Raw genomic sequence first — 24,785 nt, forward strand, 5'->3', positions numbered from 1 at the left:
GTCACGATGCGGACTGGTGTTATCGCCAAGAAGCTGGGCATGACCCGGCTTTTCCTTGAAGACGGCAAGCAGGTTCCTGTTACCGTTCTTCAACTCGACAACCTGCAAGTCGTTGCCCAACGTACCACCGATCGCGATGGTTACGTTGCTGTGCAGCTGGGTGCAGGCGACGCAAAAGCCAAGCGCGTAAGCGCGGCTGTGCGTGGTCACTTCGCGAAAGCTTCCGTTGCGCCCAAGCGCAAGGTTGCCGAATTCCGCGTATCCGAAGAAAACCTGATCGAAGTCGGTTCGGAAATCGCAGCAAGCCACTACAATGAAGGCCAGTTCGTGGACATCGCGGGCACCTCCATCGGTAAAGGTTTTGCTGGTGCGATGAAGCGCCACAACTTCGGCGGTCTGCGTGCATCGCACGGTGTGTCGATCTCGCACCGTTCGCACGGTTCGACCGGTCAGTGTCAGGATCCGGGCAAGGTCTTCAAAGGCAAAAAGATGGCTGGCCATCTTGGTGCCGTGCGTGTGACCACCCAGAACCTGCAAGTCGTTCGCACCGATTCCGAGCGCGGTCTGATCCTGGTAAAGGGTTCGGTTCCGGGTTCCAAAGGCGGTTGGGTCACGATCAAGGATGCGGTCAAGAAACCGCTCCCCGAGAACGTTCCGATGCCGGCGGCTCTGAAAGGCGCGGCTGCTCCTGCCGAGGAAGCTCAGGCAGAAGGGGGTGAAGCATGAAACTTGATGTGATCAAGCTCGACGCTGGCAAAGCTGGCGATATCGATCTGGCTGACGACATCTTCGGTCTCGAGCCGCGTGCAGACATTCTGCACCGCGTTGTTCGCTGGCAGCGTGCGCGTGCACAAGCCGGCACGCACTCGACGCTGGGCAAGTCGGACGTGTCCTACTCGACCAAGAAGATCTACCGCCAAAAAGGCACCGGTGGCGCACGTCACGGTTCCAAGAAGGCTCCGATCTTCCGTCACGGTGGTGTGTACAAGGGTCCGACCCCGCGTTCGCACGCCCACGATCTGACGAAGAAGTTCCGTGCACTGGGTCTGAAGCATGCTCTGTCGTCCAAAGCGGCAACCGGCAATCTGGTGGTTCTCGAGGACATCAACCTCGGCGAATCGAAAACCAAAGCGCTGGCCAAAGCGGCTAAGGAACTGGGCTGGAAAAAGGTCCTGATCATCGACGGTGCAGACGTGAACGACAACTTCGCGAAAGCAGCTCGCAACATCGAAGGTATCGATGTTCTGCCGTCGATGGGCGCCAACGTTTATGACATCCTCAAGCGTGAGACCCTGGTCCTCACCAAAGCGGGCGTCGAAGCACTGGAGGCTCGCCTGAAATGAGCGCGAAACCCGAACATTACGACGTAATCGTCAAGCCGATCATCACCGAAAAAGCGACGCTCGCGTCGGAAAACGGTGCCGTGGTTTTCGAAGTGTCGAAAGACTCCTCGAAGCCCGAGATCAAAGCAGCGGTTGAAACCCTCTTCAACGTCAAGGTGAAAGCCGTCAACACGACGATCACCAAAGGCAAGACCAAGCGTTTCCGCGGCATCGCGGGCAAGCGCTCGGACGTGAAGAAGGCCTATGTGACCCTCGAAGAGGGCAACACGATCGACGTGACCACCGGTCTGTGATCTGTTGATCCTTATTGCTATCGAAAGCCCCTGCTGTCGCGGGGGCTTTTGCTTTGGGCGGGCTCGGAGTGCTGGAAAATCCAGACGCTTCAATCCTTTGAGCCGCGTCCTTAAATATAAGGGCCGAAAGCGCCAAAACATCGGATTCAGCAGTAGACGGATTGCGTTTGATTTGGTAGCTACGCCCATCGCCAGAGGCTTCGGATTCGTCCGGGGCCAAATCGCGTTGTTATCTGGGGACCTTAGGGGCCCTTCACATAAGGCGGTACAACCCGCCTTCAGCTAACGGAAGACAGAAAGCATGGCACTTAAGTCGTATAAACCGACTACGCCGGGCCAGCGTGGGCTGGTTCTGATCGACCGTTCGGAGCTTTGGAAAGGCCGTCCGGTCAAAGCCCTCACCGAGGGTTTGACGAAGACTGGTGGCCGGAACAACACCGGACGCGTCACGATGTGGCACAAGGGTGGTGGCGCCAAGCGTCTCTACCGTATCGTTGACTTCAAGCGTCGCAAATTTGATGTTTCGGCTATCGTCGAGCGTATCGAATACGACCCGAACCGGACCGCGTTCATCGCGCTGATCCGCTACGAAGATGGCGAAGCCGCTTATATCCTCGCACCGCAACGCCTCGCCCTCGGCGACAAGGTCGTTTCGGGTGCAAAGGTCGACATCAAGCCGGGTAACGCAATGCCGTTCTCGGGTATGCCGATCGGTACCATCGTTCACAACATCGAGCTGAAGCCCGGCAAGGGCGGTCAGATCGCACGCGCAGCTGGCACCTATGCCCAGTTCGTGGGTCGTGATGGTGGCTACGCTCAGATCCGTCTTTCTTCGGGCGAACTGCGTCTTGTGCGTCAGGAATGCATGGCCACCATCGGTGCCGTGTCGAACCATGACCACTCGAACCAGAACCTCGGTAAAGCAGGTCGTAAGCGTCACATGGGCGTCCGCCCGACCGTTCGCGGTGTTGCAATGAACCCGATCGACCACCCGCATGGTGGTGGTGAAGGCCGGACCTCCGGTGGCCGTCACCCGGTTACCCCGTGGGGCAAGCCGACCAAGGGCAAACGCACCCGTTCGAACAAGTCGACGGATAAATATATCCTGCGCTCGCGTCACGCGAAGAAGAAGGGTCGCTAACATATGTCTCGTTCTGTTTGGAAAGGCCCCTTCGTCGATGCCTATCTGCTGAAAAAAGCAGAGAAAGCACGCGAGTCGGGCAAAGGCGAAGTGATCAAGATCTGGTCGCGCCGCTCCACCATCCTGCCGCAATTCGTTGGCCTCACCTTTGGGGTCTACAATGGTCAGAAGCACATCCCGGTCGCCGTGACCGAGGAAATGATCGGTCAGAAGTTCGGTGAATATTCGCCGACCCGTACCTATTACGGTCACGCTGCTGACAAGAAAGCCAAGAGGAAGTAATCGTCATGGGTAAGGAAAAGAATCCGCGCCGCGTGGCGGATAACGAAGCAATGGCAAAATCGCGCATGCTTCGCACCTCGCCGCAGAAACTGAATCTCGTTGCAGCGATGATCCGCGGCAAGAAGGTCGACAAGGCTCTGGCCGATCTGACCTTCTCCAAGAAGCGTATCGCTCTGGACGTGAAGAAGTGCCTGCAATCGGCGATCGCCAATGCGGAAAACAACCACGGTCTGGACGTTGACGAGCTGGTCGTCGCGGAAGCATGGGTTGGCAAGAACCTGGTCATGAAGCGCGGTCGCCCGCGTGCTCGTGGTCGCTTCGGCAAGATCATGAAGCCGTTTTCGGAGCTCACCATCAAGGTGCGTCAGGTTGAGGAGCAAGCATAATGGGTCATAAGGTAAATCCGATCGGTATGCGTCTCCAGGTCAACCGCACCTGGGACAGCCGCTGGTTCGCTGAAAGCAAGGATTTCGGTGATCTTCTCCTCGAAGACATCAAGATCCGTGAGTTCATCAAGGACGAAGCCAAGCAAGCTGGTATCTCGCGCGTTATCATCGAGCGCCCCCACAAGAAGTGCCGTGTGACCATTCACGCAGCACGTCCGGGTGTGATCATCGGCAAAAAAGGCGCCGATATCGAAGCTCTGCGCAAGAAGCTGGCAAACTTCACCGACAGCGAACTTCACCTGAACATCGTTGAAGTCCGTAAGCCGGAAATCGACGCGCAGCTCGCAGCAGAGTCCATCTGCCAACAGCTCGAGCGTCGTGTGTCCTTCCGTCGCGCGATGAAGCGTACCGTTCAGAACGCGATGCGCATGGGTGCCCTGGGTATCCGTGTGAACGTTGCCGGCCGTCTGGGCGGCGCCGAGATCGCGCGTACCGAATGGTATCGTGAGGGTCGCGTTCCGCTGCACACGCTGCGCGCGGATATCGATTATGCACACGACGAAGCCATGACCCCCTACGGGATCATCGGTGTGAAAGTGTGGATCTTCAAAGGTGAGATCATGGAACATGATCCGCAGGCACGTGAGCGCAAAGCTGCTGAAGCCCAAGAGGGCCCGGCACCGCGCGGTCCGCGCCGTGAGCGCGAGCGCTGAGGAGTAGTATACCATGTTGCAACCGAAACGGACTAAGTTCCGCAAACAGCACAAAGGCCGGATCCACGGTGAAGCCAAAGGCGGCACCGATCTGAACTTTGGTCACTTTGGTCTGAAGGCCGTCGAGCCCGAGCGTGTCACCGCACGTCAGATCGAAGCTGCCCGTCGTGCGATCAACCGTCACATGAAGCGCCAGGGCCGCGTCTGGATCCGGATCTTCCCGGATACCCCGGTCACCGCGAAACCGACCGAAGTCCGTATGGGTAAAGGTAAAGGTTCCGTGGACTTCTGGGCAGCCAAAGTGAAGCCCGGCCGCGTGATGTTCGAAATCGACGGCGTGAACGAGACCATCGCACGCGAGGCCCTGCGCCTTGGTGCTGCGAAGCTCCCGGTCGCGACCCGCATCGTCGAGCGTCAAGACTGGTAATTCCAGTCTCTATGAATCGGAACAAGGCGCAGGGGGAGACCTCTGCGCCTTGTTTTATTGGATTTCCCCTTGCCAGAGCGGGCTGATGATGTTAGTTGGCCCGAGTTCCTGGTGACAGGACCGACATAACCCACCAGAATCAGGGTCACCCCAAGTGTGTCAACGCACCCAAGCGGGGCCCTCTGGTGCTATTTAAAGGACCAAAGGCATGAAAGCCCAAGAACTCAAGGCCAAGACGGCCGATGAGCTCCGTGACGAGCTCGTTGCGCTGAAAAAGGAAGCGTTTAACCTCCGTTTCCAGGCAGCCACGAACCAGCTGGAAAACACCGCTCGCATGCGCGCCGTTCGTCGTAACGTCGCTCGCGTGAAAACCGTGTTGAACCAAAAAGCTGCTGACGCTGCTGCGAACTGAGGAATCTTCCCATGCCCAAACGTATCCTTCAAGGCGTCGTGACCTCGGACAAGAACGAGCAGACGATCACCGTCATCGTTGAACGCCGCTTCACGCACCCCGTTCTGAAAAAGACCATTCGTAAATCCAAGAAGTATCGTGCGCATGATGCGAACAATACCTTCAAGGTAGGTGACACCGTTCGTATCGAAGAGTGTGCGCCGATTTCGAAGACCAAGCGCTGGACGGTCGTCGTCGAGGCCTGATTTCCGCAAGGAATGACAGGCCCGGCGATAAACACCAGTTTATCGAAACCCTGGGGCGCCAACTGCATGGTCGTCTCCAAAGGTCGGGAGTAACCCTATGATCCAGATGCAGACCAATCTGGATGTTGCTGACAATTCCGGTGCTCGGAAAGTTCAGTGCATCAAGGTTCTGGGTGGTTCGCACCGTCGCTATGCGTCGGTCGGCGACATTATCGTCGTCTCCGTAAAGGAAGCCATTCCGCGTGGCCGTGTGAAAAAAGGTGACGTGCGTAAAGCCGTCGTCGTTCGCACCGCTAAAGAAGTTCGTCGTGAAGATGGCACCGCCATCCGTTTCGACTCGAACGCAGCAGTCATTCTGAACAACAACAACGAGCCCGTTGGTACCCGTATCTTCGGACCGGTTGTTCGCGAACTGCGCGCCAAGAACTTCATGAAAATCATCTCGCTTGCTCCGGAGGTGCTGTAATGGCTGCTAAACTCCGTAAAGGTGATAAGGTTGTTGTTCTGTCCGGTAAGGACAAAGGCAAACAAGGTGAGATCACCTCGGTTATGCCGGCTTCGAACAAAGCCGTTGTCGATGGCGTGAACGTAGCTATCCGTCACACCCGTCAAACCCAAACGAGCCAAGGTGGCCGTCAGCCGAAGGCAATGCCGATCGACCTGTCGAACCTCGCTCTGCTGGACGCAAACGGCAAAGCGACCCGCGTTGGCTTCCGCATGGAAGACGGCAAAAAGGTTCGTTTCGCCAAGACCACAGGGGACGTAATCTGATGCTCGATCAAGCTACCTACACCCCGCGCCTGAAGGCAGAGTACGAATCCAAGATCCGTGCTGCCATGAAGGAAGAATTCGGTCTGAAAAATGACATGATGATCCCGAAGATCGAAAAGATCGTGATCAACATGGGCGTTGGCGAAGCCACGAAAGACACCAAGAAAGTCAAGCAAGCCGCTGAAGAGCTGACGCTCATCGCCGGTCAGAAGGCTGTCATGACGAAAGCGAAGAAGTCCATTGCAGGCTTCCGCGTTCGTGAAGAGATGCCGCTCGGCTGCAAGGTGACCCTGCGCGGCACCCGTATGTACGAATTCCTCGACCGCCTGATCAACGTGGCACTGCCGCGCGTTCGCGACTTCCGCGGCGTGAAGCCGTCCTTCGATGGCCGTGGCAACTTCGCAATGGGCCTCAAGGAACAGATCGTGTTCCCCGAGATCGATTTCGATAAAGTCGACGAAGTTCTGGGTATGGACATCATCATCGTGACCACGAGCAATGATGACGTGCAGGCGAAGGCGCTTCTGAAGCACTTCAACATGCCGTTCACGGCTTGATCGCGAGGAGAGTGAACAATGGCTAAAAAATCCATGGTTGCGCGCGAAGTGAAGCGTGAGCGTCTTGTTAAACAATACGCCGCCAAACGCGCCGCGCTGAAAGAAGTCATCGCCGATCAGGATCGTCCGATGGAAGAGCGCTTCAAAGCTTCCCTGAAGCTGGCAGAACTGCCGCGCAATTCGTCGGCTGTCCGCTTGCACAACCGTTGCCAGCTGACCGGTCGTCCCCACGCTTACTACCGTAAGCTCAAAGTCTCGCGTATCAAGCTGCGTGACCTGGCCTCGTTCGGCCAGATCCCCGGCATGGTCAAGTCGAGCTGGTAAGGAGGTCGGAATATGTCTATGAACGATCCTCTCGGCGATATGCTGACCCGTATCCGCAACGCGCAAATGCGCGGCAAGTCCACCGTCAAAACCCCCGCGTCGAAACTGCGCGCATGGGTTCTGGATGTGCTTGCAGCGGAAGGCTACATCCGCGGTTACGAGTCGACCACCGACTCGCGCGGCCTGCCTGAGCTCACCATCAGCCTCAAGTACTACGAAGGCACGCCGGTTATTCGCGAAATCAAACGCGTTTCGACCCCCGGCCGTCGTGTATACATGGCTGCAAAAGACGTCCCGTCGGTCCGCCAGGGCCTCGGCGTTTCCATCGTCTCCACGTCCAAGGGCGTGATGTCGGATGCAGAAGCTCGTAGCGCCAATGTTGGCGGCGAAGTCCTCTGCACCGTCTTCTAAGGAGGTCTCACGATGTCTCGTATTGGTAAGAAGGCAGTGGAACTTCCGAGCGGTGTAACCGCTTCGGTGTCCGGCCAAACCATCGAAGTGAAGGGCCCGAAAGGGACCCGGACCTTCACCGCCACCGACGATGTGACCCTCGCGGTTGAAGATTCGTCGGTTTCCGTGACCCCGCGTGGCCTGTCCAAGCGTGCGCGTCAGCAGTGGGGTATGGCCCGCTCGATGATCGCGAACCTTGTGACCGGTGTCACTGTCGGCTTCAAGAAAGAGCTCGAAATTCAAGGTGTGGGTTACCGCGCCACGATGCAGGGCAACACTCTGAAGCTGGCTCTGGGCTATTCGCATGATGTGGACTTCGTTGTTCCGGCCGGCGTGACCATTACGTCGCCCAAGAACACCGAGATCGTCATCGAAGGCATCGACCAGCAACTCGTTGGTCAGGTCGCTGCGAATATCCGCGAGTGGCGCGCTCCCGAGCCCTATAAAGGCAAAGGGATCCGCTACAAGGGTGAGTATGTCTTCCGTAAGGAAGGCAAGAAGAAGTAAGGGGCGCGAAAATGGCGAACAAGAAAAGAGAACTGTTCCTGAAGCGCCGCCTGCGCGTGCGGAACAAACTGCGCAAAATGGCCAATGGCCGTGCGCGTCTGTCGGTTCACCGCTCGTCGAAGAACATCAGCGTCCAGCTGATCGACGACGTCAACGGTGTGACCCTTGCAGCAGCTTCGACCCTCGAGAAGGATCTGGGCCTGGTTGGCAAGAACAACGTGGAAGCAGCGACCAAAATCGGTGCAACCATCGCAGAGCGCGCGAAAGCGGCTGGCGTGACCGATTGCTACTTCGACCGCGGCGGTTTCCTGTTCCACGGGAAAATCAAAGCTCTGGCCGATGCAGCACGCGAAGGCGGTCTGAAGTTCTGATCCTTTCTGCCTCAGGGCAGGGTGATCGAAATCTCTCGAAGGGCGCCCCAAAGCGCCCTTCGATTTTAGAGCAGGGGGCAACCCCTCGATGATCCAGGGACATAAATCCACTTGGATTGGGAAAAGGACTTCGGTCCATATCAGGAGATGTTTTCATGGCAGAACGTGAAAACCGCCGGGATCGCCGCGACCGCGAAGAGACCCCGGAATTCGCAGATCGTCTTGTCGCGATCAACCGCGTGTCGAAAACCGTCAAGGGCGGTAAGCGCTTCGGCTTCGCCGCTCTCGTTGTTGTTGGCGACCAGCGCGGCCGCGTTGGCTTCGGCAAAGGCAAAGCGAAAGAGGTGCCGGAGGCAATCCGTAAGGCGACCGAGCAAGCAAAGCGCAACATGTTCCGTGTTCCGCTGCGTGACGCGCGTACGCTGCACCACGATATCGAAGGCCGTCACGGCGCTGGCCGCGTGATCATGCGCACCGCACCGCAAGGTACCGGTATCATCGCAGGTGGTCCGATGCGTGCCGTCTTCGAGATGCTGGGCGTTCAGGACGTGGTCGCCAAGTCGACCGGTTCGCAGAACCCCTACAACATGATCCGTGCGACGCTTGATGCGCTTCGTCAGGAACAAAGCCCCCGTAACGTCGCGGCTCGCCGTGGCAAGAAAGTGGCTGACATCCTGAAGAAGCCGGAAGCCGAATCGGCTGACGCGTAAGGAGATCAGGACATGGCTACTATCGTTGTGAAACAAATCGGTTCGCCGATCCGCCGTCCCGCTTCTCAGCGCGCTACGCTGAAAGGCCTCGGTTTGAACAAGATGAACCGCACCCGCGAGCTCGAAGATACCCCCGCCGTCCGCGGCATGGTAAACTCGATCCCGCACCTTGTTGCGATCGTCGAAGAAAAAGCCTGATTTCGTTCAGTATTTTTCACAAAACGCCCCGGCATTGTCCGGGGCGTTTTGGTATCAGCCTGTCCTTGCGGGAGAGTAATGATGGATATGAAAGACCAGAAGGCCGAGACCTTCCAGATTTTCGCCGAAATCGCCAAGATGGATGCCGTTCCGGAACAGGGCGTTGTGGCCTTCCAGTTCGTAATGGATGACGCCGGTGCCAACTGGGACGAGCTGTCGGACGCTGCCGAAGGGCTTGGCTACAGTGTCGAGTTCTATGAGGCGCAGGATGATGAGGACGAGGCCGTGGCCGAGATCACGACGCCCGTCATCGCGTTGAATGCGGAGAGTCTGTGGACCCATGAAGAGCAGCTAACATTGCTGGCCTCGATCCACGGCTTTGCTCCCGACGGGTGGGCGTTTTCCGGTAAATGAGGGCAGGGGCCCTGCTGATTGGGCGCTTTGTCTAAACGGTTGCCTGTGGGCGTTTGCGGCTGTATAGCGGCGGCAGGCCCCCTCGCGGGGCCCGAATCAATTGCGTAAGCAGAACAAGAAATGCCGAGGCTGACCCAGCTACGCTTCTGGGGTCACGTCCGGCGATAGGAGAAGCGATATGAAACTTCACGAACTCCGTGATAATGCGGGCGCTGCCCAGAAGAAAAAACGCGTTGCCCGTGGTCCGGGCTCGGGCAAAGGTAAAACGGCTGGCCGTGGTATCAAAGGTCAGAAGTCGCGTTCGGGTGTTGCACTGAACGGTTACGAGGGTGGCCAAATGCCGCTCTACCGTCGTCTGCCGAAGCGTGGCTTCTCGAAGCCCAACGCCAAGCACTTCGCTGTTGTTAACCTCGGCCTGATCGAGAAATTCATCGAGGCCGGCAAAATCGACGCGAAAGCAGAGATCAACGAAGACGTTCTGGTTGCTTCGGGCCTCGTGCGCCGCAAGCTGGACGGCATCCGCGTTCTGGCCAAAGGCGACGTGAAGTCGGCTCTGACCCTGAACGTCACCGGTGCTTCGAAATCGGCTGTTGAAGCTGTCGAAAAAGCAGGCGGTAAACTCACCGTTGCGGCTGCCGCTGCCGAGTAAGGCTTAATCAGCTGTTGTGAGCAGGCCCCGGTCTGCTTACAAAGGCATAGGTTTTCTGGCGCCGCCGATCGGGATACCGGTCTGGCGGCGCTGACATGAAAGAGACAGGCATATGGCATCTGCTGCAGAGCAAATGGCGGCGAACCTCTCTTGGGGCGCCCTGGGCAAGGCCACCGAGCTTCGCCAACGGATTTTCTTCACCATCGGCTTGCTGATCATCTACCGGTTGGGGACCTACATCCCTGTTCCGGGGATCGACGCACAGGCCCTGCGCGACTTTATGGACAGCGCGGGCGCTGGCCTCGGGGGCATCCTCTCGATGTTCACGGGCGGCGCACTCGGCCGTATGGGTATTTTTGCTCTGGGCATCATGCCGTATATCTCGGCCTCCATCATCGTTCAGCTGCTGGCCGCAATGGTTCCGGCGCTGGAGCAGATGAAGAAAGAGGGCGAGCAAGGCCGCAAGAAGATCAACCAGATCACGCGTTATGGCACCGTCGCTCTGGCGACGTTCCAGGCCTATGGTCTGGCGAAATCACTTGAAGCCGGTGGTCTTGCGCACGATCCGGGCCTTTATTTCCAGGCAGCTGTGGTCATCACGCTGGTTGGGGGCACCATGTTCCTGATGTGGGTGGGTGAGCAGATCACCGCACGCGGCATCGGTAACGGGATCTCGCTGATCATCTTCGTCGGCATCGTCGCCGAAATCCCTGCGCATTTCGCGAGCTTCCTAGCCCAGGGCCGCGCCGGCGCGATCTCGCTGCCTGCAACCATCGCCGTGATCGTTATGATCATTGCCGTGATCGGTTTCGTGGTCTTCATGGAGCGCGCGCTGCGCAAGATCCATATCCAGTATCCGCGCCGTCAGGTGGGGATGAAAATCTATGATGGCGGCTCCTCGCATCTGCCGATCAAGGTGAACCCCGCAGGCGTTATCCCTGCGATCTTCGCTTCGTCGCTCTTGCTCCTGCCGACCACCATTGCGACATTCTCGGGCGGCAATACCGGCCCCGTGATGTCGACCATTCTGGCCTATTTCGGGCCGGGTCAGCCGCTTTATCTGCTGTTCTACGTGGCGATGATCGTGTTCTTCGCGTATTTCTACACGGCGAATGTGTCCTTCAAATCGGATGAAGTCGCGGACAATCTCAAGAACCAAGGCGGTTTTATTCCGGGTATCCGTCCCGGTAAGAAAACCGAAGATTACCTTGATTACGTGGTTTCGCGTGTGTTGGTGATCGGTTCGGCTTATCTGGCGGCTGTGTGCTTGCTGCCGGAGATCCTCCGCTCGTCGCTTTCGATCCCGTTCTACTTTGGCGGCACCTCGGTCCTGATCATCGTCTCCGTGACGATGGACACGATCAATCAGGTGCAGTCGCATCTTCTTGCGCACCAATACGAAGGTCTGATCGAAAAGTCGCAACTTCGTGGCAAGCGCAAGAAGTCCGGCCGTAAGGCCCCTGCGCGCCGCTAAAAGGAAAATTGATTATGACCAATATCATCTTGCTTGGCCCGCCCGGGGCCGGCAAAGGGACCCAAGCCGGTAAACTCGTCGCGGAACGCGGTATGGTCCAGCTTTCGACCGGCGACATGCTGCGCGAGGCCAAAACCTCGGGCACCGAGATGGGTCTGAAGGTTGCCGAGGTGATGGATCGCGGCGAGCTGGTCACCGACGAGATCGTGATCGGCCTGATCGAGGAGAAGCTGAGCAATACCGATGGTAACGGCTTCATCTTCGACGGTTTCCCGCGCACGCTGGGGCAGGCGGACGCCCTCAACGCGCTTCTGGCGCGTATGGGGCAGAAGCTTGATGCCGTGATCGAGCTGGTTGTCGATGATGCGATTCTGGTCGGTCGTATAGTGGGCCGTGCCGAGGAAGCTGCCGCCAAGGGGCTGCCGGTCCGTAAGGATGACAACGCTGAAGTTTTCGGTGACCGCCTGCGGGAATATTACAAGAAGACTTCGCCGCTGATCGGTTATTACTACCACTCGGGCGATCTGTTCCGTGTGGATGGTCTGGCCGAGATTGATACTGTCGCCGCCCAGATCGCGGCGATCCTGGATCAGCAGCAATAAATCATCAGGGAGGCTTGACGTTGCGGGCGGAACCTCGTAGGTGCAAGTCTCTCTTATGAGAATCAATTTTTCGACAGGATTTACACCCTGTCGGAATCAGGGTCCGAAACATGAGGTTTCGGGCCATCTGTTGTGAAAAAAGGTTCTGGAGCTACGGAACCGCAACGTGAAGGAAGCACGCTTTGGCACGTATTGCTGGCGTCAACATCCCGACCGGGAAACGCACCCCGATCGCATTGACCTATATCACCGGTATCGGCGACGACACCGCGCGTAAAATCTGTGAAGCCGTTGGCATCGACGCGACCCGTCGTGTGAACGAGCTGTCGGACGCAGAGGTTCTCGCGATCCGTGAATATATCGACGCAAACCTCACCGTTGAAGGTGACCTGCGCCGTGAAGTTCAAATGAACGTTAAGCGTCTGATGGACCTGGGCTGCTACCGCGGTCTGCGTCACCGCCGGAACCTTCCGGTTCGCGGTCAGCGTACCCATACCAACGCTCGTACCCGCAAGGGCCCGGCAAAAGCCATTGCTGGCAAGAAGAAGTAAGGGGAGGCTTGACACATGGCACGTGAAAAGGTCCGCACGAAGCGTAAAGAGCGCAAGAACATCGCCGCTGGTGTTGTTCATGTGAACTCGTCGTTCAACAACACCAAGATCCTGATCTCCGACGTTCAGGGCAACGCCATCTCGTGGTCGTCCTCGGGCACCATGGGCTTCAAGGGTTCGCGTAAATCGACCCCCTACGCCGCTCAGATGGCTGCAGAAGACGCTGCACGCAAAGCACAAGAGCACGGTCTGCGCACCGTAGACGTCGAAGTTCAAGGTCCGGGTTCGGGTCGTGAATCGGCTCTGCGCGCACTGGCTGCTGTCGGTCTGGCTGTCACCTCGATCCGTGACGTCACCCCGATCGCGCATAACGGCTGCCGTCCGCCGAAGCGCCGCCGCGTCTGATTTTTGAATTCCGGTTGGGCCGTGTGGGGTTTCCCGCGCGGCCCAATCGTGTCCGCATTCTATCCTCGGGCGTTCCCTGCTTAGGACATGGGTTGGGAACAGGTATGGAGGCACTGCATGATCCACAAAAATTGGGCCGAGCTGATCAAGCCGACGCAGCTGGAAGTGAAACCGGGTAACGATCCGGAGCGTCAGGCTTCGCTCGTGGCAGAACCGCTCGAGCGTGGTTTCGGCCTCACTCTGGGCAACGCTCTGCGTCGCGTTCTGCTGTCCTCGCTGCAAGGCGCGGCCATCACCAGCGTTCAGATCGATAACGTTCTCCACGAGTTCTCGAGCGTGGCCGGTGTGCGTGAAGACGTCACCGACATCGTGCTGAACCTCAAAGGCGTGTCGCTGCGTATGGACATTGAAGGTCCGAAGCGCGTGTCGGTCTCGGCCAAAGGTCCGGGCGTTGTCACGGCTGGCGATATCGCGGAGACCGCGGGTATCGAGGTTCTGAACAAAGAGCACGTTATCTGCCACCTCGACGATGGCGCCGACCTGTTCATGGAACTGACCGTGAATACCGGTAAAGGCTATGTTGCCGCCGATAAGAACCGTCCCGAAGATGCGCCCATCGGTCTGATCCCGATCGACGCGATCTACTCGCCGGTGAAAAAGGTTGCCTACGAAGTCACCCCGACTCGCGAAGGTCAGGTTCTGGACTATGACAAGCTGACCATGAAGATCGAAACCGATGGCTCGATCACGCCGGAAGACGCCGTCGCTTTTGCGGCGCGTATCCTGCAGGACCAGCTGTCGATCTTCGTCAACTTCGAAGAGCCCGAATCGGCGTCGAAGCAAGACGCGGAAGACGGTCTCGAGTTCAACCCGCTCCTCCTCAAGAAGGTCGACGAGCTGGAACTCTCGGTCCGTTCGGCAAACTGCCTCAAGAACGACAACATCGTCTATATCGGCGATCTCATCCAGAAAACCGAAGCAGAGATGCTCCGCACCCCGAACTTCGGCCGCAAGTCGCTTAACGAGATCAAGGAAGTGCTTTCGGGCATGGGGCTGCATCTCGGGATGGAAGTCGAAGACTGGCCGCCGGAGAATATCGAGGATCTGGCCAAGCGTTTCGAAGATCAGTTTTGATCTCGCGCTTACAGGCTTGACGGATAGGGGGGCGTGGGCTACACGCCCCCCATTCAATGCCAGCGTAGGCTGGGAATATCGGGCTCCGCCCCAACTGAGGCACCGGCACGCATCGGCGCCCTGACAAAGCAAAACGCAATTACGGAGAATTCACATGCGTCACGCTCGCGGTTACCGCCGTCTCAACCGTACTCACGAACACCGCAAGGCGCTGTTCGCCAACATGTGCGGCTCGCTCATCGAGCATGAGCAAATCAAGACCACCCTGCCGAAAGCAAAAGAGCTTCGTCCGGTGATCGAGAAGCTGATCACGCTGGCAAAGCGCGGCGACCTGCACGCACGTCGTCAAGCGGCTTCGATGCTGAAGCAGGATAAAGACGTTGCCAAGCTGTTCGACGTCCTCGGCCCGCGTTTCAAAGAGCGTAACGGTGGTTACACCCGCGTTCTCAAAGCCGGTTTCCGTTATGGCGATATGGCTCCGATGGCCTTCATCGAGTTCGTCGAGCGCGATGCGTCGGCCAAAGGCGCAGCAGACCGTGCGCGCCTCGAAGCAGAAGAAGCTGCTGAATAATTCGGACCTACCTTTAGGTCTACAAGGTCAAACCCCGTCCCTCTGGGCGGGGTTTTTCAATGCTTTATTTAAGATTTTAGGGGAATGCTTGGGGCAGGCACCTGAAGGGGAGATCCGGTGCCATAATCGGTGTTTGGTTTGAATGACTGTCGGCGGCTTCGACCTAGCTGTTGGGGCGCGCACATATTTTGGCTAGATATTGGGATGCCATGGCATTTGATTCGGAAACAGAGGCATTGCTTGACGAGCTCGATAAGCTCGCCCCGGCCGGATATATGGTCGGACTGCATATCCGTCTGGCGCAGCCCCGTATCTATCACAGCAGCTACCCGCCCGACTGGGTGACGCGCTATAACGAGCGATCCTATTATCTGCGTGACCCTGCGGTGTTCTGGGGAATTTCCCATACCGGTGTGACGCGATGGAGCGCAATCCGGCTGCCGGATCCGTTCGGTCTCTTCGATGAGGCGGGGCGGTTCGGGCTCTGTTTCGGCGCGAGCGCCTCGGCGGGTCCGATGTCCTCGCGGTCCATCATCGGCATCGCGCATGTAGAGCGCGAATTTTCGGATGAGGAGTTGGCAGCGCTGGCGCGGATCACGCAGGCGCTGCATGCCCATCACGAGGAGTGCCTGTCGCTCACGCCGGCCCAAGCGGAGGCATTACGCCTGCTTGCCTCGGGAGATCGCCATACCGCGGCGGCGGCCCGTCTGGGGATCAGCGAGAGCGCCTTCAAGGCGCGGCTGAAATCGGCGCGGCTCAGGCTCGAGGCGCGCACCACCTCCGAGGCGATCCGCAAAGCCCGCGAGCATCGCCTGATCTAGCTATTGCGCTTGGCGCGGAGCTTGGCGAACCAGTCCACCCGCTTGCGCATCTCGCGTTCGAATCCGCGATCGGGCGGGTCATAGAGCTGCGCACGGGGCACATTGTCGGGGAAGTAATTCTGTCCCGAGAACCCGTCCTCGGCATCATGATCATAGGCATAGCCCGCGCCATAGCCTTGCTCTTTCATAAGGCTGGTCGGCGCATTCAGGATATGCTTGGGCGGCGGCGCCGATCCGGTCTGCTTGGCCAATGCCCGCGCACCCTTATAACCCACATAGCCCGCATTGGATTTGGGGGCCAAAGCCAGATAAATCACCGTTTGCGCCAGCGCCAGCTCGCCTTCGGGCGAGCCGATGCGCTCATAGATCTCCCAGGCATGGAGGGCGTGGGTCTGGGCCTGCGGGTCGGCCAAGCCGATATCCTCGACCGCCATCCGCACGAAGCGCCGTGCCAGATAGCGGGGGTCCTCGCCGCCCTCGAGCATCCGCGCATACCAGTAAAGCGCCGCATCGGGGTCGGAGCCGCGCACGGATTTGTGCAGGGCCGAGATCAGGTTGTAATGCTCGTCGCCGGATTTGTCATATTGGGCGGCGCGGCGTTGCAGCCGCTGGGCCAGCTCTTTGGCATCCATCGGGGTGCTCACCCGGATCGCCGCGACCTGCTCGACGAGATTCAGCATGGCGCGCCCGTCGCCATCGGCCATCGCCACCAATGTGGCGCGTGCCTCTTCGGTCAGGGGCAGGGGGGTGCCACGGGCGGCCTCGGCGCGCGAAAGAAGCTCCCCTAAAGCGCCCGCATCGAGCCTGTGCAGCACCATCACCTGAGCGCGCGACAAGAGTGCGCGGTTCAGCTCGAAACTCGGGTTCTCGGTGGTGGCCCCCACGAGCACGATGGTGCCGTCTTCCATATGTGGCAGGAAGCCGTCCTGCTGCGCCTTGTTGAAACGGTGGATCTCGTCCACGAAGAGGAGCGTCCCTTGGCCCGCGCGGCGGCGGGTCTTGGCCGCATCGAACACCTTGCGCAGTTCCGGCACCCCCGAGAAGATCGCGCTGATCTGCACGAAATGGCGGTCGGAGGCGTCCGCGAGGAGCCTCGCGATGGTGGTCTTGCCCACACCGGGCGGGCCCCAGAGGATCATCGAGGACAGTTTACCCGAGGCCAGCATCCGGCCCAGCGGGGCCTCCTCGGCCAGAATATGGGCCTGGCCGATTACCTCGGTGATATCTTTCGGGCGCAGACTGTCGGCCAGCGGCCGGTCGCGCGACTCGGGCTCGGTTGCGGGGCGCTGGTCGGCCATGTCGGGGCTGTTGTCGAAAAGATCGCTCATGGGTGCACAGTAATCGCCCTTTCAGGCAAGATGAAGACGGGATTTGCGGTGCATCATCCGTGCAGATATGGCACAAGCACACCAAAGATGAAGGATGCAGGGCCCGTCAAGGCGGCGGGTTCCGGCACGCAGGCGGGGCAAAAGCGCCTGCGATAGGAGATGAAGATGTTGTTGACGATGTTGCAAGTGGCGCTGGGTGGCGCGATCGGTGCCTCCGGGCGCTACCTCTCGGGGGTGGCGATCCTGCGGATGATGGGGCCTCAACAGATCCCTCTCGGGGTGATCTTCGTCAATATCGTCGGCTCGTTTTTGATGGGCGCTCTGGTGACGTTTCTGGGTCAGAAAGAATTGACCCACTGGAACGCCTTTCTGGCGACAGGGATCCTTGGCGGGTTCACCACATTCTCCTCCTTCTCGCTTGAAACATGGATGCTGATCGAGCGGGGCGAAACGGGGCTGGCTTCCGTTTATGTTGCGATCTCGCTCGGGGCGTCTCTTCTGGGTCTTATTTTCGGGGTGCATGTAATGCGCTGGGTGCTGGCATGAGCAAGGTTCAAAACGTCAAGGTCGATGCGGATGGCGCGGAAATGCGGCTTGACCGCTTCCTGAAGAAGCGCTTTCCGCAGATGACGCAGATCATGGTGGAAAAACTCTGCCGCAAGGGGCAGATCCGCGTGGATGGCGGGCGGGTAAAGCCGGCCCATCGTCTGGAAGAAGGGCAGGAGGTGCGTGTGCCCCCGTTGCCCGAAGAGCGCCCCGAGCCCAAGAATGATGGTGCGATCACCTCCGATCAGGAGAAGATGATCCAGTCCTGCGTGATCTGGAAGGACGAGCATATCATCGCGATCAACAAGCCGCCGGGTCTGCCTTCGCAGGGCGGGTCGGGGCAGGGCAATGTCCATGTGGACGGCCTCGCCGACGCTCTGATGTTCGGCTATAAAGAACGCCCGAAACTGGTGCACCGTCTGGACAAGGATACCTCGGGCGTGCTGCTTCTGGCGCGCACCGACCGTGTGGCACGCCGCCTGTCGGAGGCCTTCCGCCGCAAGACCACCCGCAAGATCTACTGGGCGGCCGTCGCGGGAGCACCGCAGCCGAAATTCGGCACAATCCGCTACGGGCTTGAAAAGCAGGGCGGTCACGGGCCGCATGGCGCGGGCGAGAAGATGATCTGCATCCATCCCGCCAAGATGAACGAGCATCCCGAGGCCAAGCGTTCTACTACCGATTATTTCACGCTGCATATCCTTGGCCAGCGCCTGTCATGGGTCGCGCTGGTGCCGATCACGGGGCGCACCCACCAGCTGCGCGCCCATATGGCCGAGATCGGCAACCCGATCGTGGGCGACGGCAAATATGGTGGCTCGAGCCAGGAAAACATGGGCGACGGCTGGGGCGCCCAGCTGGGTGGCGAGGTCTCGCGCAAGCTGCACCTGCATGCGCGCCAGATCAGCTTCGATCACCCGATCACCGGCAAGCGCATCACCGTCGAGGCGCCCTTGCCCGAGCATATGAAAAAGACATGGAAGTTGCTGGACTGGAACGAGAAAGATGTGCCCGCCGATCCGTTCGAGGATCTGATGTAATGCTTGCTATCTTCGACGTCGATGGCACGATCTCGGATAGCCAGCACCATATCACCCATGCGATGGCGCTGGGGTTCGAGGCAGTAGGGCTGACGCCTCTGCCTGCCTCCGAGGTGTTGTCGATCGTCGGGCTCTCGTTGCCCGAGGCTCTGATGCGGCTTCTGCCCGATGCGCCGCAAGCGACCCGCGATGCGGTGGTCGAGGGCTACAAGGCCAGCTACAAATCCGCGCGTGCCGCCAGCCCCGCTCCGCTCTATCCGGGGGCCAAGGACTTGCTGGACCGTCTGCAGGCGCGCGAGGATACCGTGCTTGCGGTGGCGACCGGAAAATCGCGCCGCGGATTGCGCGCGCTGGTCGAGCATCATGGGCTCGAGCGGCATTTTGTGTCGCTGCAATGCGCCGATGACCATCCCTCCAAGCCGCATCCTGCCATGGTGCAGGCGGCGCTCGAGGAAACGGGCATGGAGGCTGCGCAGGCGGTCATGATCGGGGATACGAGCTACGATATCGAGATGGGCCGTGCCGCCGGTCTGCGCACCATCGGGGTGGCATGGGGATATCATCCGCTGGACGCGCTCGAGGCTGCCGGTGTGGATCATATCGTTCACGATTTCAAAGAGTTGGAGGCGCTTCTGACGCGCCTAACGGAGGAGGTGGCATGAGCAGCTGGACTGCGAAACGTTTCTGGAAAGAGGCAACCGTAGTGGCGTCCGACGACGGGTTCGGCGTGGCGCTCGACGGGCGTCCGGTGAAGACCCCCGCAAAGGCGCCGCTGGTGGTGCCGACACAGGCGCTGGCGCTTGCGATTGCCGCCGAATGGGACGCGCAGGAGGGCGAGATCAAGCCCGAGACCATGCCACTCACCCGCGCGGCCAATGCCGCCATCGACAAGGTCGCCGTCCAGCATGAGGAGGTTGCGGCCTATATTGCGGAATATGGCGGCACCGATCTGCTATGCTATCGCGCCGATCAGCCGGAGCGTCTGGCCGAGCGCCAGGCCGAGGGCTGGGACCCGCTTCTGGCTTGGGCCAAGGCGCGTTACGGGGTCACGCTTGCGGTCACGCAGGGGCTTCTGCCCGTCCCGCAACCGGAAGTCGACCTCCGCAAACTGCATGACGAGGTGCGCGCGCTGACCCCCTTCGAGCTGTCACCGCTGCATGATCTGGTGGGAATCAGCGGCTCGCTGATTCTGGGTCTGGCCGTGATCGAAGGTGAGATCGACGCCGAACAGGCCTTCACGCTGTCGCGAATTGACGAGAGATTCCAAGCGGAAGAATGGGGCCGGGACGAAGAGGCCCATCTTGCAGATCTGGTCAAAAAACAGGCTCTTCTGGACGCCGCGCGGTTCTGGTCCTTGTTACACGAATGAACGGCCTGTCTAAAAAGGCAAGTTTGAGTTCCTTTCCTGAGCAATTGCCTAATCGATGAGCGAATTTATTGCAAAATGATGGTTTGGGTTCTTGACCTTAAAGCCAATACGCGCTCACAATTCTGGCACTGGGGATAACCTCACAGTCTCCCGACGGCACAAAGCCGCGTGAGAACCGTTCAAGAACCGCCCTCAAGGGCGGCAACTCAGGAAGAGGTAATAATGAATAAACTAGCACTTCTCGGCGCTGTAGCTGCCACTGGTCTGACCGCAGCCGCGGCACAAGCTGCAACGCTGGATGATGTGAAGGCACGCGGCACGCTCAACTGTGGCGTGAACTCGGGTCTGGTCGGCTTTGCTACGCCGGATGCCAACGGTAACTGGACCGGCTTCGATGTCGCGATTTGTAAAGCCGTAGCCGCCGCCGTTCTGGGCGATGCGAGCAAAGTGAACTACGTTCCGGTCTCGAGCCAGAACCGCTTCACCGCACTCAGCTCGGGCGAGATCGACCTGCTGTCGCGGAACACCACCTGGACCTTCTCGCGTGATGTCGACCTGAAACTCGATTTCGCGGGCGTCAACTACTATGACGGTCAGGGCTTCATGGTCCGCAAGGATCTGGGCGTGACCTCGGCCAAGGAACTGGATGGCGCGACCGTCTGTATCCAGACCGGCACCACCACCGAGCTGAACCTTGCCGATTACTTCAAAGCCAATGGCATGACCTATAATCCGGTCTCGGTTGACACCAACTCGGAGGGCGAGCAGCAATTCCTCGCCGGTGCATGTGACGCATACACCACCGACGCATCGGGTCTGGCCGCAACCCGCGCAGCTTTCGCCAATCCGGGTGATTACATCATCCTGCCGGAAATCATCTCGAAAGAGCCGCTCGGACCGTCGGTCCGCCACGGCGATAACGAGTGGGGCGATATTGTCCGCTGGACGCTGAACGCGCTGATCGCTGCCGAAGAATACGGTATCACCTCGACCAATGCCGATGAGCTGGCAACCACCAGCGAGAACCCCGAGATCCGCCGTATTCTCGGTGCAGAGGGTGATCTGGGCAAGATGTTCGGTCTGGACGCCGAATGGGCCAAGCGCGCGATCAAGGCGGGCGGCAACTATGGCGAGATCTTCGCTGCCACCATCGGTGAGGATACCCCGATCGGTCTGGCGCGCGGTCTGAACGCACAGTGGACCCAAGGTGGTCTGCTTTACGCTCCGCCCTTCCGCTAATATAGATCCTGAAGGGGGGCGCTCGGGAGACCCAGCGCCCCTTTTCAATTCAACGAACAAAAAATGGCCCGCGGGCGAGGCAACGACCTCATTGGCGACAAACAGCCGCCCAGCACAGGCACAGGGGTATACCAATGGCAAATGCGCATGATGGGCCGGAGCGTGGCTTCCGGCTCAGCGATCTCATATACGACACGCGCTACCGGTCTTTGACCATCCAGACAATCACGCTAATCCTCGTCATGCTGGGCGTAGTCTGGCTGGTGGATAACGTGATCACCAATTTCCAAGCGCTTGGAAAAGATTTCAACTTCAGCTTCCTCGGACAGCGCGCGGGCTATGACATCGCCCAGACACTGATTCCCTACAGCAATGACGATACCCATGCGCGGGCGGCTCTTGTGGGGCTGCTCAACACGCTCTGGGTCTCCTTCCTCGGCTGTATTGCGGCGACCATTATCGGGATCGTCGTGGGGATTCTGCGGCTGTCGAATAACTGGCTGATCTCGCGGCTGATGACGGTCTATGTCGAAGCGTTCCGTAACGTTCCGCTTCTGCTGTGGATTCTGGTGGCGATTGCCGTCATGACCGAGCTGACGCCCTCTCCGGCAAGCTATCGCGGCGAGAATTCCGCCTCGTCGATGCTGTTCTTTGACACGGTGGCCTTTACCAATCGTGGCACGCATATTCCGGGCATCGAGTTCACTCATGGCCTTGGTTCGATCGATACCGCGCTGGCGCCGATCTCGCTGAATTTCATCGCCTTTGTCATCGTGGTCGCCGTGTCGATCTTTGCCAACCGCAAGCTGCGTGATCATGCGGCGCGTGTGCAAAGCGCGACCGGCGTCCGCCCGACGACGTGGTGGAAATCACTCCTGATCCTCTTTGTGCCTGCGATCGCCCTTCTGGCCGCGCTCGGGATGACGCTGAACGCGCCGATGCTCGAGCGGTTCAACTTTACCGGCGGTATCGATGTGTCGAACGCGATGGTCGCGCTCTGGCTGGGGCTGTCGCTCTATACCGGTGCCTTCATCGCCGAGATTGTACGCGCGGGCATCATGTCCGTCTCGCGCGGGCAATCCGAGGCGGCCTTCGCGCTGGGTCTGCGGCCCAACCGCACGATGAAGCTCGTGATCCTGCCGCAGGCACTGCGCGTGATCGTGCCGCCACTGATCTCGCAATATCTCAACCTCACCAAGAACTCGTCGCTGGCAATCGCCGTGGGCTACATGGACCTGCGCGGCACGCTGGGCGGTATCACGATGAACCAGACCGGTCGCGAGATCGAAGCCATCCTCTTGATGATGCTGATCTATCTCGCCGTTTCGCTGGCAATTTCCGGCGTCATGAACCTCTACAACCGGTCGGTAAAGCTGAAGGAGCGGTGAGATGAGCGATACACATGCACAATCCGTCGCCTATGTGCGCGACACCATGCTGCCCCAGCAACAACCGCCGACAAATCAATCCGGCGCGGTGAAATGGCTACGCGAGAATATGTTCTCGGGCTGGGCGAACACGGTGCTGACCCTTCTGGGCATCATCGTTGTCTATCTGTTCGTCTCGCATTTCTACGCGTGGTTCCTCCATGGCGTCTGGAATGCCGAGAGCCTGAGCGAATGCCGCCAGATCATCACCGAGAAATGGGGTGAGGGGGCAACCGGCGCTTGCTGGGCGGTGATCCATCACCGCTGGAACCAGATCATCTTCGGCTTCTACCCGCCAGAGCTCTACTGGCGCCCGGTTGTGGTCTTCCTTGGCCTGTTCGTGGCAATCGCACCGGTGCTGTTCTCGCAGCTGCCGCGCAAGATGCTGGCGTTCTCCGCCCTCTACCCGCTGGCTGCCATCTGGCTTCTGTGGGGTGGCTCGATCTGGCCGGTGGTCATGATCGCTGCGGGTTTCTTCATCGGCTATGTCCTGCTGAAAGCACTGGCGCCGGTGAACAGGGCCCTCGCTGTGATTGCTGCAATCCTCGTGCCGGTGCTCTTCTGGGTCTACGCGGTTGACCCGCTGGATGCGGGGCTGAGTGCCATCCTTCCGGTCGCGATCGCCTCTGTGGGGTCCAACCAGTTCGGTGGCTTCCTGCTGGCGATCGTCATCGGGGCAGGGGGCATCGGCCTGTCGTTGCCCTTGGGGATCATGCTGGCGCTTGGCCGCCAGTCGAATATGTTCCTGATCAAGACGCTGTCGATTGTCTTCATCGAGTTTATCCGTGGCGTTCCGTTGATCACGCTTCTCTTCGTGGCCTCGACGCTCCTGAACTACTTCCTGCCGCCAGGTACGAATTTCGACATCATCCTGCGGGTAATGATCCTCGTTACGCTGTTCTCGGCCGCCTATATCGCGGAAGTGATTCGTGGCGGTCTGGCGGCCCTGCCGCGCGGCCAATACGAGGCGGCGGATGCGCTGGGTCTGGATTACTGGAAAGCGCAACGGCTGATCATCCTGCCGCAGGCGCTGAAAATCTCGATCCCCGGCATCGTGTCGACCTTCATCGGCATGTTCAAGGACACAACACTCGTGACCTTCGTGGGCCTCTATGACCCGCTGAAATCCATCCCCGATGCGATCCGCAACAATTTCGAATGGAAGGGCGTCTATTGGGAACCCTTCCTCTTCGTGGGCGTGATCTTCTTCCTCTTCAATTTCGGCATGTCGCGCTACTCGATGTATCTCGAGCGCAAGCTGAAACGTGACCACCGATAAGGAGGCCAGAGACAAATGGCTGATATGACTATGGCAACCACCAATCCGAAAGCCTCCGACGAGGTCGCGATCCGTATCGAGGGCATGAACAAGTGGTACGGCCAGTTCCACGTCCTGCGTGATATCGACCTGACGGTCACCCGTGGCGAGCGCATCGTCATCGCGGGTCCGTCGGGGTCGGGGAAATCCACCATGATCCGCTGCATCAACCGTCTGGAAGAGCACCAGTCGGGCAAGATTGTCGTGGATGGCACCGAGCTGACCAATGATCTGAAAAACATCGACAAGGTGCGCTCTGAAGTGGGGATGGTGTTCCAGCACTTCAACCTCTTCCCGCATCTGACGATCCTCGAGAACTGCACGCTCGCGCCGATCTGGGTTCGCAAGATCCCGAAGAAGCAGGCCGAAGAAACCGCGATGCATTTCCTCGAGAAGGTGAAGATCCCCGATCAGGCCCATAAATATCCGGGTATGCTCTCGGGCGGCCAGCAGCAGCGTGTGGCGATTGCCCGCTCGCTCTGCATGATGCCCAAGATCATGCTCTTCGACGAGCCGACCTCGGCGCTTGACCCGGAGATGATCAAGGAGGTGCTCGACACCATGATCGAGCTGGCGGAAGAGGGGATGACCATGCTCTGCGTGACCCACGAGATGGGCTTCGCGCAATCCGTGGCCGACCGCGTGATCTTCATGGCCGATGGCCAGATCGTCGAGCAGAACAATCCGCATGATTTCTTCCACAACCCGCAATCGGAACGCACCAAGCAGTTCCTGAGCCAGATCCTCAACCACTGAGTTGGGCGGCG

General features: G+C 59.2%; 37 protein-coding genes. 36 read left to right on the plus strand and 1 reads right to left on the minus strand.

The annotated features are described in order from the left end of the window. The first annotated feature begins 6 nt into the window (after positions 1-6). From rplC to WDB91_RS06915, 28 genes are all read left to right on the plus strand, one after another. On the plus strand, positions 7-726 hold the full coding sequence (rplC, locus tag WDB91_RS06780) for a 50S ribosomal protein L3 (RefSeq protein WP_339114371.1): 720 nt from the start codon (positions 7-9) through the stop codon (positions 724-726). After that, positions 723-1,343, plus strand: a complete 621-nt coding sequence (gene rplD, locus WDB91_RS06785) for a 50S ribosomal protein L4 (protein ID WP_339114372.1) — start codon at positions 723-725, stop codon at positions 1,341-1,343. The genes rplC and rplD overlap by 4 nt, the downstream gene beginning before the upstream one ends. Next, a complete protein-coding gene (locus tag WDB91_RS06790; RefSeq protein WP_339114373.1) occupies positions 1,340-1,636 on the plus strand; it encodes a 50S ribosomal protein L23 in 297 nt (98 codons plus the stop codon). The genes rplD and WDB91_RS06790 overlap by 4 nt, the downstream gene beginning before the upstream one ends. Positions 1,637-1,937: 301 nt before the next feature. Continuing rightward, complete coding sequence (gene rplB, locus WDB91_RS06795; protein ID WP_339114374.1) at positions 1,938-2,777, plus strand: 50S ribosomal protein L2; 840 nt, start codon at positions 1,938-1,940, stop codon at positions 2,775-2,777. A 3-nt stretch (positions 2,778-2,780) separates the two neighbouring features. Continuing rightward, entirely contained in the window at positions 2,781-3,059 is a 279-nt protein-coding gene (rpsS, locus tag WDB91_RS06800) for a 30S ribosomal protein S19 (protein WP_339114375.1), read from the plus strand. A gap of 5 nt (positions 3,060-3,064) precedes the next feature. Then, positions 3,065-3,445 carry a 50S ribosomal protein L22 gene (gene rplV, locus WDB91_RS06805; protein WP_339114376.1) on the plus strand — a complete coding sequence of 127 codons (381 nt, stop codon included), beginning with the start codon at positions 3,065-3,067 and terminating at the stop codon, positions 3,443-3,445. Continuing rightward, entirely contained in the window at positions 3,445-4,158 is a 714-nt protein-coding gene (gene rpsC, locus WDB91_RS06810; protein ID WP_339114377.1) for a 30S ribosomal protein S3, read from the plus strand. The genes rplV and rpsC overlap by 1 nt, the downstream gene beginning before the upstream one ends. Positions 4,159-4,171: 13 nt before the next feature. Next, on the plus strand, positions 4,172-4,585 hold the full coding sequence (gene rplP, locus WDB91_RS06815; protein ID WP_339114378.1) for a 50S ribosomal protein L16: 414 nt from the start codon (positions 4,172-4,174) through the stop codon (positions 4,583-4,585). Between the two features lie 208 nt (positions 4,586-4,793). Next, positions 4,794-4,997, plus strand: a complete 204-nt coding sequence (gene rpmC, locus WDB91_RS06820; RefSeq protein WP_339114379.1) for a 50S ribosomal protein L29 — start codon at positions 4,794-4,796, stop codon at positions 4,995-4,997. 11 nt (positions 4,998-5,008) lie between these two features. Beyond that, positions 5,009-5,242: a 30S ribosomal protein S17 gene (gene rpsQ, locus WDB91_RS06825; protein ID WP_339114380.1), complete on the plus strand. Its 234-nt coding sequence runs from the start codon at positions 5,009-5,011 to the stop codon at positions 5,240-5,242. Positions 5,243-5,339: 97 nt separating this feature from the next. Beyond that, positions 5,340-5,708 carry a 50S ribosomal protein L14 gene (gene rplN, locus WDB91_RS06830; protein WP_339114381.1) on the plus strand — a complete coding sequence of 123 codons (369 nt, stop codon included), beginning with the start codon at positions 5,340-5,342 and terminating at the stop codon, positions 5,706-5,708. After that, entirely contained in the window at positions 5,708-6,013 is a 306-nt protein-coding gene (rplX, locus tag WDB91_RS06835) for a 50S ribosomal protein L24 (protein WP_339108077.1), read from the plus strand. The genes rplN and rplX overlap by 1 nt, the downstream gene beginning before the upstream one ends. Beyond that, the gene (gene rplE / locus WDB91_RS06840; protein ID WP_339114382.1) at positions 6,013-6,570 is read left to right on the plus strand and encodes a 50S ribosomal protein L5; all 558 of its coding nucleotides are present in this window, start codon (positions 6,013-6,015) and stop codon (positions 6,568-6,570) included. The genes rplX and rplE overlap by 1 nt, the downstream gene beginning before the upstream one ends. Before the next feature lie 18 nt (positions 6,571-6,588). Further along, positions 6,589-6,894, plus strand: coding sequence for a 30S ribosomal protein S14 (rpsN, locus tag WDB91_RS06845; protein WP_339108075.1), 306 nt, complete (start codon positions 6,589-6,591; stop codon positions 6,892-6,894). 12 nt (positions 6,895-6,906) lie between these two features. Then, positions 6,907-7,305, plus strand: coding sequence for a 30S ribosomal protein S8 (gene rpsH / locus WDB91_RS06850; RefSeq protein ID WP_339114383.1), 399 nt, complete (start codon positions 6,907-6,909; stop codon positions 7,303-7,305). Positions 7,306-7,317: 12 nt separating this feature from the next. Next, positions 7,318-7,851: a 50S ribosomal protein L6 gene (gene rplF, locus WDB91_RS06855; protein WP_339114384.1), complete on the plus strand. Its 534-nt coding sequence runs from the start codon at positions 7,318-7,320 to the stop codon at positions 7,849-7,851. Between the two features lie 11 nt (positions 7,852-7,862). Then, on the plus strand, positions 7,863-8,222 hold the full coding sequence (gene rplR, locus WDB91_RS06860; protein WP_339114385.1) for a 50S ribosomal protein L18: 360 nt from the start codon (positions 7,863-7,865) through the stop codon (positions 8,220-8,222). Positions 8,223-8,377: 155 nt separating this feature from the next. Then, complete coding sequence (rpsE, locus tag WDB91_RS06865) at positions 8,378-8,932, plus strand: 30S ribosomal protein S5 (protein WP_339114386.1); 555 nt, start codon at positions 8,378-8,380, stop codon at positions 8,930-8,932. Between the two features lie 12 nt (positions 8,933-8,944). After that, complete coding sequence (gene rpmD / locus WDB91_RS06870; protein ID WP_339114387.1) at positions 8,945-9,130, plus strand: 50S ribosomal protein L30; 186 nt, start codon at positions 8,945-8,947, stop codon at positions 9,128-9,130. A 78-nt stretch (positions 9,131-9,208) separates the two neighbouring features. Then, the gene (locus tag WDB91_RS06875) at positions 9,209-9,544 is read left to right on the plus strand and encodes a ribonuclease E inhibitor RraB (RefSeq protein WP_339114388.1); all 336 of its coding nucleotides are present in this window, start codon (positions 9,209-9,211) and stop codon (positions 9,542-9,544) included. A 178-nt stretch (positions 9,545-9,722) separates the two neighbouring features. Next, positions 9,723-10,193 carry a 50S ribosomal protein L15 gene (gene rplO, locus WDB91_RS06880; protein WP_339114389.1) on the plus strand — a complete coding sequence of 157 codons (471 nt, stop codon included), beginning with the start codon at positions 9,723-9,725 and terminating at the stop codon, positions 10,191-10,193. Between the two features lie 112 nt (positions 10,194-10,305). After that, positions 10,306-11,667 (plus strand): preprotein translocase subunit SecY, encoded by a 1,362-nt coding sequence (gene secY, locus WDB91_RS06885; RefSeq protein ID WP_339114390.1) that lies wholly within the window; start codon positions 10,306-10,308, stop codon positions 11,665-11,667. A gap of 14 nt (positions 11,668-11,681) precedes the next feature. After that, the gene (locus WDB91_RS06890) at positions 11,682-12,269 is read left to right on the plus strand and encodes an adenylate kinase (RefSeq protein ID WP_339114391.1); all 588 of its coding nucleotides are present in this window, start codon (positions 11,682-11,684) and stop codon (positions 12,267-12,269) included. 182 nt (positions 12,270-12,451) lie between these two features. Then, positions 12,452-12,820, plus strand: a complete 369-nt coding sequence (rpsM, locus tag WDB91_RS06895) for a 30S ribosomal protein S13 (RefSeq protein ID WP_339114392.1) — start codon at positions 12,452-12,454, stop codon at positions 12,818-12,820. Between the two features lie 15 nt (positions 12,821-12,835). Next, entirely contained in the window at positions 12,836-13,225 is a 390-nt protein-coding gene (gene rpsK / locus WDB91_RS06900; RefSeq protein WP_339114393.1) for a 30S ribosomal protein S11, read from the plus strand. 117 nt (positions 13,226-13,342) lie between these two features. Beyond that, positions 13,343-14,359: a DNA-directed RNA polymerase subunit alpha gene (locus WDB91_RS06905; RefSeq protein WP_339114394.1), complete on the plus strand. Its 1,017-nt coding sequence runs from the start codon at positions 13,343-13,345 to the stop codon at positions 14,357-14,359. 154 nt (positions 14,360-14,513) lie between these two features. Continuing rightward, positions 14,514-14,930, plus strand: a complete 417-nt coding sequence (rplQ, locus tag WDB91_RS06910) for a 50S ribosomal protein L17 (protein WP_339114395.1) — start codon at positions 14,514-14,516, stop codon at positions 14,928-14,930. A 209-nt stretch (positions 14,931-15,139) separates the two neighbouring features. Then, on the plus strand, positions 15,140-15,751 hold the full coding sequence (locus WDB91_RS06915; protein WP_339114396.1) for an autoinducer binding domain-containing protein: 612 nt from the start codon (positions 15,140-15,142) through the stop codon (positions 15,749-15,751). On the opposite strand, the gene WDB91_RS06920 is transcribed toward WDB91_RS06915, so the two are convergent. Next, positions 15,748-17,079 carry a replication-associated recombination protein A gene (locus tag WDB91_RS06920; protein ID WP_339114397.1) on the minus strand — a complete coding sequence of 444 codons (1,332 nt, stop codon included), beginning with the start codon at positions 17,077-17,079 and terminating at the stop codon, positions 15,748-15,750. The genes WDB91_RS06915 and WDB91_RS06920 overlap by 4 nt on opposite strands. Positions 17,080-17,244: 165 nt before the next feature. Here WDB91_RS06920 and crcB point away from each other — a divergent pair, with 165 nt between their 5' ends. The 8 genes from crcB to WDB91_RS06960 all read left to right on the plus strand — a co-directional run bounded on the left by crcB (position 17,245) and on the right by WDB91_RS06960 (position 24,774). Beyond that, entirely contained in the window at positions 17,245-17,625 is a 381-nt protein-coding gene (gene crcB, locus WDB91_RS06925; protein ID WP_339114398.1) for a fluoride efflux transporter CrcB, read from the plus strand. Then, positions 17,622-18,665, plus strand: a complete 1,044-nt coding sequence (locus WDB91_RS06930; RefSeq protein WP_339114399.1) for an RluA family pseudouridine synthase — start codon at positions 17,622-17,624, stop codon at positions 18,663-18,665. Before crcB ends, WDB91_RS06930 begins: the two co-directional genes overlap by 4 nt. Beyond that, on the plus strand, positions 18,665-19,327 hold the full coding sequence (locus tag WDB91_RS06935) for an HAD-IA family hydrolase (RefSeq protein WP_339114400.1): 663 nt from the start codon (positions 18,665-18,667) through the stop codon (positions 19,325-19,327). The genes WDB91_RS06930 and WDB91_RS06935 overlap by 1 nt, the downstream gene beginning before the upstream one ends. Further along, on the plus strand, positions 19,324-20,034 hold the full coding sequence (locus WDB91_RS06940) for an ATP12 family protein (protein ID WP_339114401.1): 711 nt from the start codon (positions 19,324-19,326) through the stop codon (positions 20,032-20,034). The genes WDB91_RS06935 and WDB91_RS06940 overlap by 4 nt, the downstream gene beginning before the upstream one ends. Before the next feature lie 222 nt (positions 20,035-20,256). Next, positions 20,257-21,273 (plus strand): amino acid ABC transporter substrate-binding protein, encoded by a 1,017-nt coding sequence (locus WDB91_RS06945; protein ID WP_339114402.1) that lies wholly within the window; start codon positions 20,257-20,259, stop codon positions 21,271-21,273. 134 nt (positions 21,274-21,407) lie between these two features. Next, complete coding sequence (locus tag WDB91_RS06950; RefSeq protein ID WP_339114403.1) at positions 21,408-22,661, plus strand: ABC transporter permease subunit; 1,254 nt, start codon at positions 21,408-21,410, stop codon at positions 22,659-22,661. Position 22,662: 1 nt separating this feature from the next. Next, positions 22,663-23,979, plus strand: coding sequence for an amino acid ABC transporter permease (locus WDB91_RS06955; RefSeq protein ID WP_339114404.1), 1,317 nt, complete (start codon positions 22,663-22,665; stop codon positions 23,977-23,979). A gap of 24 nt (positions 23,980-24,003) precedes the next feature. Next, positions 24,004-24,774 carry an amino acid ABC transporter ATP-binding protein gene (locus WDB91_RS06960; protein WP_339114469.1) on the plus strand — a complete coding sequence of 257 codons (771 nt, stop codon included), beginning with the start codon at positions 24,004-24,006 and terminating at the stop codon, positions 24,772-24,774. Positions 24,775-24,785 lie beyond the last annotated feature (11 nt).

Source organism: Thioclava sp. GXIMD2076 (assembly GCF_037949795.1).
Classification (GTDB): Bacteria; Pseudomonadota; Alphaproteobacteria; order Rhodobacterales; family Rhodobacteraceae; genus Thioclava; species Thioclava kandeliae.